General features: G+C 37.8%; 12 protein-coding genes. All 12 read right to left on the bottom strand.

Going from position 1 to position 13,014, the window contains the following annotated elements; genetic code table 11:
* Positions 1–15 precede the first annotated feature (15 nt).
* Positions 16–1,026, bottom strand: coding sequence for a sugar kinase (locus tag ACFOY7_RS06445; protein WP_390250547.1), 1,011 nt, complete (start codon positions 1,024–1,026; stop codon positions 16–18).
* Positions 1,023–1,667, bottom strand: a complete 645-nt coding sequence (locus ACFOY7_RS06440) for a bifunctional 2-keto-4-hydroxyglutarate aldolase/2-keto-3-deoxy-6-phosphogluconate aldolase (RefSeq protein WP_390250545.1) — start codon at positions 1,665–1,667, stop codon at positions 1,023–1,025. Before ACFOY7_RS06440 ends, ACFOY7_RS06445 begins: the two co-directional genes overlap by 4 nt.
* Positions 1,664–2,356 (bottom strand): rhamnogalacturonan acetylesterase, encoded by a 693-nt coding sequence (locus ACFOY7_RS06435; RefSeq protein ID WP_390250543.1) that lies wholly within the window; start codon positions 2,354–2,356, stop codon positions 1,664–1,666. The genes ACFOY7_RS06440 and ACFOY7_RS06435 overlap by 4 nt, the downstream gene beginning before the upstream one ends.
* On the bottom strand, positions 2,356–3,450 hold the full coding sequence (locus ACFOY7_RS06430) for a glycoside hydrolase family 88/105 protein (RefSeq protein ID WP_390250541.1): 1,095 nt from the start codon (positions 3,448–3,450) through the stop codon (positions 2,356–2,358). Before ACFOY7_RS06430 ends, ACFOY7_RS06435 begins: the two co-directional genes overlap by 1 nt.
* 18 nt (positions 3,451–3,468) lie before the next feature.
* The gene (locus ACFOY7_RS06425) at positions 3,469–5,034 is read right to left on the bottom strand and encodes a glycoside hydrolase family 43 protein (protein WP_390250539.1); all 1,566 of its coding nucleotides are present in this window, start codon (positions 5,032–5,034) and stop codon (positions 3,469–3,471) included.
* Between the two features lie 2 nt (positions 5,035–5,036).
* A complete protein-coding gene (locus tag ACFOY7_RS06420; RefSeq protein ID WP_390250537.1) occupies positions 5,037–6,551 on the bottom strand; it encodes a glycoside hydrolase family 28 protein in 1,515 nt (504 codons plus the stop codon).
* Positions 6,552–6,561: 10 nt separating this feature from the next.
* Positions 6,562–6,876 (bottom strand): cupin domain-containing protein, encoded by a 315-nt coding sequence (locus tag ACFOY7_RS06415; RefSeq protein ID WP_390250535.1) that lies wholly within the window; start codon positions 6,874–6,876, stop codon positions 6,562–6,564.
* A 12-nt stretch (positions 6,877–6,888) separates the two neighbouring features.
* On the bottom strand, positions 6,889–8,085 hold the full coding sequence (locus ACFOY7_RS06410) for an MFS transporter (RefSeq protein ID WP_390250533.1): 1,197 nt from the start codon (positions 8,083–8,085) through the stop codon (positions 6,889–6,891).
* 7 nt (positions 8,086–8,092) lie between these two features.
* Complete coding sequence (locus tag ACFOY7_RS06405) at positions 8,093–9,217, bottom strand: prenyltransferase/squalene oxidase repeat-containing protein (protein WP_390250531.1); 1,125 nt, start codon at positions 9,215–9,217, stop codon at positions 8,093–8,095.
* A 27-nt stretch (positions 9,218–9,244) separates the two neighbouring features.
* Positions 9,245–10,126: a carbohydrate ABC transporter permease gene (locus ACFOY7_RS06400; RefSeq protein ID WP_390250529.1), complete on the bottom strand. Its 882-nt coding sequence runs from the start codon at positions 10,124–10,126 to the stop codon at positions 9,245–9,247.
* Positions 10,127–10,146: 20 nt separating this feature from the next.
* A complete protein-coding gene (locus ACFOY7_RS06395) occupies positions 10,147–11,109 on the bottom strand; it encodes an ABC transporter permease (RefSeq protein ID WP_390250527.1) in 963 nt (320 codons plus the stop codon).
* 240 nt (positions 11,110–11,349) lie between these two features.
* Positions 11,350–12,885 carry an extracellular solute-binding protein gene (locus ACFOY7_RS06390; RefSeq protein ID WP_390250525.1) on the bottom strand — a complete coding sequence of 512 codons (1,536 nt, stop codon included), beginning with the start codon at positions 12,883–12,885 and terminating at the stop codon, positions 11,350–11,352.
* Positions 12,886–13,014: the final 129 nt, after the last annotated feature.

Raw genomic sequence — 13,014 nt, 5'->3', positions numbered from 1 at the left:
CTTGAAATAAATTATTTATCTGCTAATTTCCTGATTCACACTTTGCAAAAATTGCTCCACTTCTTCTGGAGAAAAGGCATTGCCATCACCTACTATTGTGTGTTTTAATACACTGGCACCTGTTGCGAAGTTAGCAATTTTATCTGTATCCCATTTGCTAAGTAATCCAAACAGAACCCCTGCTGCATAGGCATCCCCCCCGCCAATACGATCAATCACTGGATCAATCGTATATGTATGTGTTTTCAAAAGTTGTTGATCAGCAAACAGATACCCTTCTAAAAGATGTTCCGAAGATGATTTTACACCCCTTTTCGTTGAGGCAAAAACTGAGATGTTAGGGTATTTCGCCTGAATTTCTTTATAGTAATAATTTAACTTGTTTATATGACTCACTTGTTCTTCGAATGGATCAATATTTAATAAATATACAGCATCCAAGTGATTACAAAATGCGATATCTACATATGGCAAAACTTTTTGAATTGCCGTACTTGCTTCTTGTTGTGTCCATAACTTCGCACGGAAATTAAAGTCAAAGCTAATTTTAATCCCTCGATTTTTCGCTTGCTTCATTGCACGTAAAGTAACTTCCTCTAACTCTTTTGATAATGCCAGAGTAATTCCAGTTGTATGAAAAAGGTCTACATTTTCTAATATTCGATCCCAATCTAATTCTTCCTGCTTTAATTCTGAAAAACTGGAAAACTTTCGATCATAGGTTACTTGGCTGGAACGATTGCCAATTCCTGATTCAACAAAGTACAATCCTAATCTGCTGCCACCTTTTAGTAGATTACTTGTATCAATTCGATTGGACTGAAGATATTTCACACATGCTTCGCCAATTGAATTATCAGGAACTTTACTTATAAAGGCTGTATCGACCCCGAAGTTAGCAAGTGAAACAGCAACATTCGCTTCCGCTCCACCATAGTAAAAAGTAAAATGATTGGATTGCTGTAATCTAACTGTTGGGTCTGTCGTTAATCTCATCAGCATTTCACCAAATGTTAATACTTTCATTGAACCGCCTCTTTCGCTTTCGCAACATATTGTTTGGCTAGTTCTGTAATCTTTGCATAATCACCTGTTTTAGCTGGTGCGACAAGATTACCGCCAATACCAACCGCAACAGCACCACTTTTAAACCACTCCAGCATATTATCCAGGCTTACACCGCCTGTTGGCATCATGTTCGCTTGTGGAATCGGTGCATGAACAGCCTTTAAAAAGCCTGGGCTGACATTACTTCCAGGGAAGATTTTCACCACATCTGCACCTGCTTCCATTGCTTCCTTAATTTCTGTCACGGTTAAACATCCCGGCATATAAGGAACCTGGTACAAGTTACATAGTTTAGCAGTTTCCGCATCAAAGGATGGCCCAACAATAAATGAGGCACCAGCAAATATTGCCTGTCTAGCAGTATATACATCTAGTACTGTACCTACACCGACAGTCACTTCCTGATCATCAATGTATTTTTTCTTTAATATTTCTACCGCTTCTTCTACATGGGGAATGGAGTATGTTAATTCGATTGCTTTCATCCCTCCCCCTATACACGCGTCAGCTACTTGGACAGCACCATCGACGGTATCTGTTCGAATAACTGCAACTACCTTTTGGTTTTGAAGATTTGCCAGTACTCTTAATTTATTCATTTTGTCACCTCACTTTTCACATACTTACATAAGGGATGGTTAAATCGGAGAACCTCTTTAATGAATATTTCTGCATGTGTATAAGCTCCTTCTTCTCTAAGATGAGTATCATCCTTTTCTCCATTAGGGTAACCATTAAATTGACCTGGCTCTACCCACATAAACCATTCCTTTGACCGCTCCGGACCTAACTTGATTAATGCTTCTTTCGTTTTTTCTAACATATCAATAAAAATAACAGCTTCCCGGACCGCTAACTCTCGCATAGCTCTTGGGTAATCCCCATGTGTTTCCAGTAGATTTCCTTCATTGTCAAAATGTCTTCTTGCAATGGAAGTTAAGAGAATCGGAGTAACACCAAACAAACGGGAACGATTAATAAAAAATGTTAAATTTTCCTGGTATGTGTCATATGGTGTTGTTGCTCTCGCTTCATCTGTTTTTTGATCATTGTGCCCGAATTGAATCAGGACATAGTCACCTTCATGAAATTCCTTCTCCATATTTAACCAACGATCCTCATTAATAAATGATTTGGTACTCCTGCCTGAAGCAGCATGATTTCTTACTACTAATTCATCTGTAAAAAAATGCTGTAACTTCTGACCCCAGCCCATGCGGGGATATGCTGACGGCTCATAATGCGACATCGTCGAATCCCCTGCTAAAAAAAGCTGTACCTTTTCCATTAGTTATTCTCACTTCCAATTGCTATTTGGACACTTGCAAGAATAAATGCTCCCACTCCATGAAGATCGTTCGCACTTGTTTCTCGATTAACATAGTAATCATACGTCCCAATTGATGTCCCAATACATATGTCATGTAATGTAAAGTTACCTTTTTGATCTACTTCTATTTTGTTCTCGACCAAACCTTTGAATGCTTTTTCAGCATATGTCCAATAAGACTTATCTACATAGCCTTTATTCACTGCTTTTGCAATCGCGTAAGTAAACAAACAAGAACAAGAACTTTCTAAATAGTTGCCTTCTTCCCCTGCTTTATCAACAACCTGATTCCACAATCCCGTTTCTTCATCCTGGAATTTAATTAATGCATCAATTAATTCATGGACAACTTGTTTCAGCTCATCACGTTTTTCATGGCCTTCTGGTAGCATCTCAATAAAATTCGCTGTCACCATGCTGTACCATCCAAGTGCACGCCCCCAAACTTCCGGTGCATGGCCTTTTTCAGTCGCCCATGGTGTTTGCTTGCTCTCGTCATAGCCGTGATAATATAAGCCATTTTCCTTTTTGGTATTTTTACGCATTAAACGCTCTTGTTCCATGACTAAATCTGTTAATTCCGGCTCATCAAACATTTGACCATACTGGATTGTAAATGGTCCTGCCATATATAATCCATCCAGCCACATTTGATAGGGGTATTTATCTTTATGCCAGAAGCCGCCTTCTTTTGTTTTATTTAATGTATTTAACAGATTTCGTAATTTAGCAGCCGCCACTTTATAGCGTTTGTCTTTTGTTTCTTTATATAAGGGCAATAACAATAATCCTGGTTGAATTGCATCTAGTTCGCTTCTTGCAAAATAGAAGTTCCCTTCCTCATCAACTAACTTGTCGACATATTCTTTAAAATAGTCGAAGTATTTCTGCTCACCTGTTAATTCCCATACATCATGCATTCCACATAGAAAAACACCCTGATGATAATGCCAACGGTCTGATGGCGGCAGCTTTACTGGCTCATATTGGTTCATTAATGTATCACATGCAAGTTGAGCCCAATCTAATGCATTTCTTTGTTTTACTGTCATTTTTTTATCCCCTCTCCATTAATAGATACCTTGGTATTCAAACCAATCAAAATCAGCATAATTATTACTTTCTTTTCCATTTGCTGAACAATACATGCCCATATAAGCACCAATAAACCCGCCTGCTTTGTCTGTACTTAAAATCGTCCCATCCACATTAACCGCTAAGGTAATCCAGTCAAATGCTGTTTCTGCATAATAAAAATGGTATGATTGACCTTCTGCTTCCACTTTTAGATAAACCTTCTCTGTTGCCATTTTCTGTTTTGCAACTAACTCATCCTTGCCTGCTTCTCTTCTTATTAATTGGATATACGAAAGGTTATCTTCCAATATAACTTCCATCCGGATCTGATAATCATGGTTTTGCAATAAAACAAGTCCTGCTGTTTCGTTTTCTTCTTTCGGTACAAATTCCATCACGGTTTGGGCCATAAAATCAATGTGTTGTTGTCTTCTTCCAACAAATGCCGGATTCTCTTCTTCTGTCATTGTCTCTTTCTTCGCTTTTAACCTTAAGTAACCTGGTCTTTCTGTCAGTGACCAAAAATCTCCGCGTGGTGTTCTTAAGAAATTCCATCTGTCTTCAAGCACCTCAGATTCAAATGGGTCATGGGCTGGTAATGCCGGCCACTTATGTTCCTTTAATTTAGGAAAAGCCATCTCTTCTTCAATAAACCCTTTACCAGGATTCACAATTGGCCAGCCATCTTCCCAAATGAATGGAACAAGGAAAGTTTCCCGGCCTAAATTACGGTAATAACCACCATAAGGGCGAGATGCAAGACAAACCATCCACCAATCACCATCAGGTGTCTCCACAATATCAGCATGACCAACATTTACAATTGGATGATTGTTACCTAAATGGCGGTGGGTCAAAATAGGGTTGGTTTCCGTCATTTCATATGGCCCTGTTACATTTTTACTTCGGGCGATTGTCACTGCATGCGTATGGCCTGTGCCCCCCTCCGCAATGATTAAATAATACCAGCCATTGATTTTATATAAATGTGGTGCTTCCTGAGCATGGGCATTCTTTAGTGCTCCATCCCACAAGCTGTACTTCGGTCCAACTAACTGTCTCTTTTCGAGATCCAGCTCTTGCAACCAAATTTCGTTATGTTTTTTATACTTAGGTCCTTGAGGCGGTTTGCGATTTCCTGTGTAATATACCTTCCCATCATCATCAAATAATAAGGATGGATCTATTCCTGGTGCATCTTCTAACCAATTAGGGTCAGACCATGGGCCAGCAGGATCTGTCGCTGTTACATAAAAATTACGTCTTGCTCCAGTTTGACTCACAACAAATGTAGTAATCATATAGAAAATACCATCATTGTAACGAATCGTTGGTGCATAAATTCCACGTGAATTCGGTGTTTGATCTAAATTTAATTGCTCAGGTCTGTCGAGAACATGTCCTATTTGTTTCCAATTCACTAGGTCTTTACTATGAAAAATAGGTACACCTGGAAAATATTCAAAACTTGATGTGACCAAGTAATAATCTTCTCCCACTCTACATATTGACGGATCCGGATAAAAACCGGGAATAATCGGATTTTTATATGTTTTCATTTTTATTTAAGCATCCCTTCATACCTCGATAGATAACGATCCCCTAATTGTTCATATTGTGATCCGCTAATTTCTAAGTTTTCCGTATCTTTACTTGATACAACAGGTGTATCGACTGTTTCATTTTTTAATGAAAATTGATCCAGTACGATGTTTTTAGACTCTTCTACCGCTAAAGCGGGTCCCTTTCTGGTCAATACCTTTACATGATGAAGGTGCAAATCATCGACATATTTTGCAAAAATCCCTTCACCTGCCATTTCAATAACTTCCCTTACCATATCCGGTTCGCCACCTGGCACTTGTTCATCTTGGGTCATTTCGATTGTGACATGATCAATATCTACTTCTTTAACAGGCATTTCTGGAAGACCGTAAATGAATCCGGCTGCTGCACGACAGTTTCTCGCTGTAATGTTGCTGATTCGTATTTTTTCTACAACAGGAGTTTTTTCACTGACTGGAATGGCTTGCGAATCTAGTAATTCCGGATTGCTTTTACTCACACCGTGACGATAGAAGGAGTTAATTGCAATGGGACATAACACATCATCCATCCAGATGTTATTCACTAAAATATTTCGAATGTAACTGCCTCTCTCACGATTCGTTTTGATTCTGATTCCTCTATCTGTACCGTCAAATACACAGTTAGATACTGTAACATTTTCTATTCCACCTGAATTCTCACTCCCGAATACCACACCACCATGACCATGATGCATCGTACAATTGGTTACAGTAACATTTTTTGTAGGCACCCCATATTTTCGCCCATCTGCATTAATGCCTGACTTCAATACAACACAATCATCACCTACATCAAAGTGGCAATCTGAAATCCGGACATTTAAACAGGATTCAATGTCTAATCCATCACCATTCGGTGTATCAGAAGGATTTTGGAAATGAACTTGATGGATGGATACATCCTTACAGAAAACAAGATGGGTATTCCAGAATGGTGAGTTCCTAACAGTCACACCATTTATCGTTACATGTTCTGCTTCAAAAAATTGAATTAACGGCGGACGTAAAAACTGTGAGGGCCACTCAACTAAATTCGTATCAGCCGGTTCTGTGAAATCAGCATTAGCTTGTGCAATTTCTTTTGTTTTGGCAGATTCATAATGTTCTCCATTACGTAAGCGACGGTTTACCTTCCACCATTCTCGCCCATTACCATCAATAATTCCTTCCCCTTTAATTGCTACATTGGAAACATTTTGACCAAAAATTAATGGCATAAAACCATGGCAGACATAGCCTGACCATCTTGTTTTCACTACAGGATATGCCTCGAAATCATCCGTAAATGAAAGAACTGCTCCTGCATCTAAATGTAAAGTCATATTACTCTTTAATTGAATAGGCCCTGTCTGGAATGTCCCTGCTGGTACATAAACAGTTCCGCCGCCGGCAGAGGCACATGCCTCAATGGCATCTTGAATTGCTTTTGTACTATCCCCGCTTTCATCTTTACGTGCTCCATATGTTGTTATATCGAAAAAGCTCATTTTCTCACTCCTAACTTAATAAATCTTCTCTTAATGGTGTGAACACATCTAACAAACGACTTGGTATAAGTGCTTTTACCCCATGAACTGCATCTGACGGGATATGCAGGGATTCACCCTGGTTTAATAAAACTTCTTTCCCATCAATATGAAAAGCTAGTTTACCTTCTAAGCAATACGTCATCTGTTCATGCGGGTGACTGTGACTTGACCCTTCAGCACCTTCTTCAAATACCACTTCCATCATCATTATTTCTTTACCTGGACGATGAATTTTTCTTTTGACACCAGGCTCTGCTTGTTCCCATTGGTTAATAGCTCCCATCTCAATTCCTCCTTATTTTTTAATTAGTAACGGCAATAGTAATTGGATAACCATTGCTCCTACAATTACGTAAGCTACCGTCCCTGTATCAATCCCATCTGCAAACAACATAAAGCAGATTATACCGAGACCACGCCCCATATTAATAATCGTTTCCCTTAAAACAACAGACTCGACTCGGAATTCCGATTTCAATGGTATTCGATCAATCCATTGAAAATAGTATGCAGCATATGCGTTGGCTTGTAATGGTTTAAACATGTTTTGAGTAATCATGAAAATAACTACACTCCATGTTGCAATCTCCCAAGTTAAGAAAGTTCCCGAAAGTACAAAGCCAATTGCAGCAATCCATAGATAGCGCTTTGTATGCTCAATATTCGCAAACCTAGAAAAAATAAAACTGACAATGATAGAAACCGCTAAAAAACTAGCATTTAAATAACCAACAATACCTTCATTTTCAAAAATGCTGTAAATTAGTATTGGTGGAACATACATTAATATCCCTTGGGGGAAACCGATAACAAACCAACCAAACAAAGCATTTTTAAAGGCTTTTTTACGCTTAGTTATTAAAGGTAAATACTTCATATAATAATTTCGATGTCTGATAGATTCTTTCTTAATTCGAAAACTGCCAATTGTACAAACAAAAAACATTAGAAAAGCAATCGAAAAAACAATCATATATCCGGTTAATCCAGTAAAAAAACCGATAATTGCACCGGCCAATGCTGGAGCAACCAAATTACTCGTACCCATTACTACTTGATTCCATCCTAAGTACCGATGGCGATTTGTGTTAGACGATACTTCATGAACAATCGTAAAATAAGCTACCCAGTATAGTCCTTGGGCAATCCCTCTCAGTAAAGCAAACCAATAAAAATGGGTTACTATCTCATCCTGGACAATAACAATCAGCAAATAAAATAAGGCGGTCATAAATATCCCATAACGGTATATTGTTGTCCTGCCTTTTCGTTTTGACATTTTCCCAATCAAAAAAGTAGTAGCAGCTTGTGCTAAAATAGCCACTAAATTATACATTCCATTAACCCAAATACTATTCGTCAGACGCCATAAATATAAATTGACAAATATGATGGATAAAGACCCGCCAAATTGAAAGATAGCATGGTTTATCAGAATGTTCACAGCATGTTTAGACAAGCGCTTTTCTTTCTCTCCTTGTTCTGGTTGCATGAATGTTCTACACTTCTTTCTGTTCTAATTCCTGTCCCCATTCCTGCCAAAAATCATCTGCATCTACTAAGGTACTGGGTTCACACTCTAACAAATGATAGAGTTGCTTTCGTATTAATGTTGCCTGTGTTGTTGCATTCATATCCCCTTCATGCAAACCGAGCCCTATTTCTACAGGTTCAGGCATATCCGGATAATATTCATCCCCTTTAACTTGGGCGACATTAGGTGCTTTAGGAGAATGATCTAATTCACGAGAAAAGCCACCATCTGCTCTTTTAAGCTTTGTCATATTTCTGATTGTAATTTCCATAATTTCTTGCGATTCATAATCAGGTATCTCTAATGCCAAATATGAAAGCAAATCAATCGGATTCCGGATATAACACATATCTATTGCTTCTTCGTTTCTCAGACAATATAAAATGCTTTGATAAATCTTTTGCTGGTTCGGCATAGGGATTTGGAATCTCCGATAAAAAGTATGCAATTTAAACGTACCTGAAATTCTTACATATAAAGAGCCTTCTCCCCATAATCCGGTCTCTTTGTCTTGAATTTCTGCTAAATATTCTGCACATGCTTTAACAAGTGCTGCTTGTTTATCTTGAGGCATTTGCCCGATATATACTGTGGAGGATGCTAACAAGTCACATCCCCGCCAGCTATTTCTCAAATCAATACTTTCCCATTTCTTGCGATATGACGCTAACGACTTTGTATATTCGGGAGCAACATCCAAAGTAATTGGCAATGGATATAAACAGTCAGCCCCCAAGCGTTTTAATGAATTAACGGAATAGGCCATTGCACGATGAACCATAACTTCATCTTCTTTCATCGCCGGATGCTCGTCATAGAAATATCCTGTAGTTTTGTCTTGCTTTCCCTGAAAGAAGCTGACCATTTGTTGTTTAATTGGATTGGGCATCTTCTCTGCGAGCTGATGCCTTATCAGTATATTTAATGCTTGGGCTGTTGATTCGATATCAGGGGAAAACTGTTCATTATCAACGGAACTTTTCGCATAATAATAACCACCTGTTGCCGAATCATATTGATTTCTTAACCAATCAAACATCCCGCTATATAAATCATCTAATTGAGCTAAACTTTCTTCCTTCCACCCCACACTATCAAGCTTCCTCTCCCCTGCTTTTTATCCTTTAACAGAACCAAGCAATGCACCTTTTGCAAAGTACTTCTGTAAGAACGGGTAAACTAGTAATACCGGAACTGTTGCCACTACTATCGTTGCCATTTTAATTGTTGTTTCTGGCGGTGGAACATCCGTAAATGATTCACTGTCATAATTCATCCCGCTAGCAAGTACAACAATTTGTCTAAGTAACACTTGTACCGGCCATTTATCTGCATCACTCAAATATAGAATTGCGTGCATATACGTGTTCCAGTACGTAACGGCATAGAATAAAGAAATTGTTGCAATTGCCGGTAAAGAGATCGGAAGAACAATCCGGAATAAAATACTAAAATCATTCGCTCCATCAATCTTTGCTGATTCTTCTAAGCTTTCTGGTATGTTCATAAAGAAACTTCGTAAAATAATCATGTTAAATGCATTAATCGTAACAGGGACTACTAATGCCCACAGTGAGTTTAATAAACCCGTTTGCTGAACAACTAAGAATGTCGGGATCATCCCTCCATTAAATAGTAATGTGAATACAATCATAAAGTTAATGGCACGACGACCAACAAGATCTCTTCTCGATAAACCATATGCTGTCAAAGTGGAAAAAAGCATACTCCATAATGTACCACCGACAGTTACAATAATAGATACACCAAGTGCACGGAAAATAGTATCTGTCGAGAAAATATATTCATAGGCACTTAATGAAAATTCAGTTGGGAACAACAGAAATTTTGTTCTTGCTATTTCTGCACTTGTTGCAAAGGAACTACCAACAACATGAATGAATGGTAGTATTGTTATCACTGCAATTAATGTTAGTAAAAAGTAATTAAAGAAATCGAATACTCTGCTGCCTGCAGATACTTTTTGTAATTTAGCCATTTTATTCACCTCATTCGTGTTTAATAAATACCTTCTTCGTTAAATCGCTTCGCAAGCCAGTTTGCAAACATAACCATTATAAGTCCAACTATCCCTTTAAAGAATCCGACAGCTGTACTGTAACTAAACTGACCCTGCTGTAAACCAGCTACGTATACATACGTATCAAATATTTCTGCAACATTTCTATTAGATGAGTTTAGCAATAAGTAAACGTGTTCAAAACCCAGCTCTAACACATCGCCGATTTTCAAGATTAATAGAACGATAATTACACTTCTAATTGCAGGTAATGTAATATGCCACATCTGACGGAACCTGTTAGCTCCATCCATTCTTGCTGCTTCGTATAAACTTGGATCAACAGCTGTTATTGCAGCCAGAAAGATAATGGTACCCCAACCTGCTTCTCGCCATATTACTTGGAGAATATACATTGGTCTAAACCACTCATCATTTAATAAGAAGTTTATTGGCTGAAACCCTAACGTTTCTAATACAGCGTTTACAATACCGCCATCAAGCGTTAGCATAACGTAACTAATTGATACAATAACAACCCATGACATAAAGTGCGGAATATACACTAATGTTTGAACACTGCGCTTGAAAAAGTTATGTCTAACTTCATTTAGCATTAATGAAAGAATAATCGGAATCGGGAAAAATACAAATACCTGTAATCCGAATAACATTAACGTATTCTTGAAAATCATCCAGAATTCAGAACTTGTAAATAATCTTTCAAAATGGGCAAATCCTACCCACTCACTCCCGGCTATCCCTTTATATGGTTTATAGTCTTGAAATGAAATAATCAAACCATACATAGGTAAGTATTTATAAATAAGGAAATAAATTAATCCTGGTAGAATCATTAAGTAAATCAGTTTATTCTTTTTAACTTTGCGCCATGTTTCTGATCTTTTAATTTTTCTTAATTGCTTTGCTTCTTCACGTGCTGTCATTGTAGACGTTTCCATATACAGTTTCCTTTCTCTAATTTAATATTTTTCATAACTCAAATCTAAGGTATACAAGCTGTAACGTAAATAATCATTATCTTACGAGTTACTAATCTCTTCAGCTATCTAGCGGTTTCACTCATTTTATATACAGTTAATGTAACTAACATAACATAATGATCATCTCCAATTATCCCCGCGTTTTTATAGGTTGGGCTCTTATAACGTTTCCGTTTAAGAGCCCACTGATATTACATATTAGTTCGATGAATTAAATTCCTCAATGATCGCCTCTCCACCTTGGGATTTCCAATCTTCAATTGCAGCTTCAAAGCCGTCTTTATCAATTTGACCTAAAATGTATTTATAGGTTGCATCTGTAATAATTTGCTGAAGACGCGAGCCGTCTTGTGAATATGTTTCAGAATAAAGTGGCACAGTCGGGTCTTCAATCAAATAATTCTCATTATCAATATATAACTCTTCAGATTTAGCTTTAGGTTCATAATCAAAGAAACCAGTGTAGCGGCCATTTGTTTCTGGTTCACCAATTTCGAGCGCTTGGAATGGCTTTACTTCACGTTCGAATAATGCAGAATCATCTGTTACTTTGGCAGTACCGTCTACAACTTCATGGTGCTCACCTTCGATACCCCAATAAGCGTAATTTGCCACTTCTGGTGTCATCATTTTATCGAAAAATCCTAAGATTTTTTTCAAGTCTTCTTCTGATTCTACAGAACTTTTAGGGAACATCACTAAGTTACCATATCCAGGAATCGCCCAAACACCGAACTCACCATCCGGGCCTTCTACATAGTTGTGTACCTCAAATTCTGCATCAGGGTTAATAGCTACCGCATCATCTCTTAAGCTTCCAACATCCCCCATTGAACCAACATAGATACCCGCAGTACCATTTTTAATAAATTCCTGTTGATCTGTTTTACTTGTTACAGGGAAGTCTTGATTGATGTATCCGTTTTCATGCATTTCCTTGAAGAAATCCATTGTATCTACATACTCATCAAACATAAATTCTGGCAATAACTGTCCATCTTTTTCGCCCCAATAGTTTGGCGTTCCAAACCATGAAGCAACTGTTTTGAATGCTCCGTAAACTAAATCGCTACGGTCAGTTACACCAAATGTATCATCCTGGCCATTTCCATCCGGATCATCTTCTGTAAATGCTCTGGCCATTTCCATAAACTCTTCTGTATTTGTTGGAGCTTCCAATCCTAGATTATCCGCCCAGTCTTTTCTATAGATAATTCCTTGACGTGATAACGGACGGCCTGAATATAATGTATATAAATTCCCATTAATCATTGTGTTTTCTAAAACATTATCTTTCAGTTTAGACAGGTTTTCAAACTCCTCTAAGTATTGACCGATTTCCCAGAATTGCCCATCCTCAATTGCGTCACGGAATTGTACAAATGTTGTTTGATTCTTTAAGAATACGGCATCTGGTAATGAGTTAGTTGCAAAAGCTGTATTTAGTCTGTCTTCATAGTTGTTATCAGGAACCCATTGAATTTCAACCTCTGTATTTGTTGCCTCTTCAATCTTCTCTAATACTTTATCAGCAGGAACCTCTGGTGTGTGTAAGTTTGCCATCATAGAGAAAGCAAATGGTTCACCTGAATCGGATGATTCTCCTTCATTTGATCCTCCATCATCTGAAGAACTTGACCCGCTACTTTCAGATGAATTGTCGCTGCATGCTGCTGCTACTAATAATAGGAACATTAGCATCATAAATCCGAGTAATTTTTTCCAGTTACTCATATTAACCACCCTCCAAAAAATTATATTTTTTTTTACAGCTTTTGCTGCCTACATTCATATTAAATGAAATGAGGCAACTCTGTATATAATCACTTTTTCACAGTTGATGGAAACGCTTACTTAGTAAAG

This window comes from Gracilibacillus xinjiangensis, from assembly GCF_042651765.1.
GTDB lineage: Bacteria > Bacillota > Bacilli > Bacillales > Amphibacillaceae > Gracilibacillus > Gracilibacillus xinjiangensis.
Note: the sequence above shows the minus strand (reverse complement) of the source record. Positions and strands in the feature narration are given on the sequence as shown.

Coding starts and splice junctions, on each gene's coding strand:
- ACFOY7_RS06410 (WP_390250533.1), bottom strand. CDS start 8,085: ATGCAACCAGAACAAGGAGAGAAAGAAAAGCGCTTGTCTAAACATGCT.
- ACFOY7_RS06400 (WP_390250529.1), bottom strand. CDS start 10,126: ATGGCTAAATTACAAAAAGTATCTGCAGGCAGCAGAGTATTCGATTTC.
- ACFOY7_RS06420 (WP_390250537.1), bottom strand. CDS start 6,551: ATGAGCTTTTTCGATATAACAACATATGGAGCACGTAAAGATGAAAGC.
- ACFOY7_RS06395 (WP_390250527.1), bottom strand. CDS start 11,109: ATGGAAACGTCTACAATGACAGCACGTGAAGAAGCAAAGCAATTAAGA.
- ACFOY7_RS06435 (WP_390250543.1), bottom strand. CDS start 2,356: ATGGAAAAGGTACAGCTTTTTTTAGCAGGGGATTCGACGATGTCGCAT.
- ACFOY7_RS06425 (WP_390250539.1), bottom strand. CDS start 5,034: ATGAAAACATATAAAAATCCGATTATTCCCGGTTTTTATCCGGATCCG.
- ACFOY7_RS06430 (WP_390250541.1), bottom strand. CDS start 3,450: ATGACAGTAAAACAAAGAAATGCATTAGATTGGGCTCAACTTGCATGT.
- ACFOY7_RS06445 (WP_390250547.1), bottom strand. CDS start 1,026: ATGAAAGTATTAACATTTGGTGAAATGCTGATGAGATTAACGACAGAC.
- ACFOY7_RS06415 (WP_390250535.1), bottom strand. CDS start 6,876: ATGGGAGCTATTAACCAATGGGAACAAGCAGAGCCTGGTGTCAAAAGA.
- ACFOY7_RS06440 (WP_390250545.1), bottom strand. CDS start 1,667: ATGAATAAATTAAGAGTACTGGCAAATCTTCAAAACCAAAAGGTAGTT.
- ACFOY7_RS06390 (WP_390250525.1), bottom strand. CDS start 12,885: ATGAGTAACTGGAAAAAATTACTCGGATTTATGATGCTAATGTTCCTA.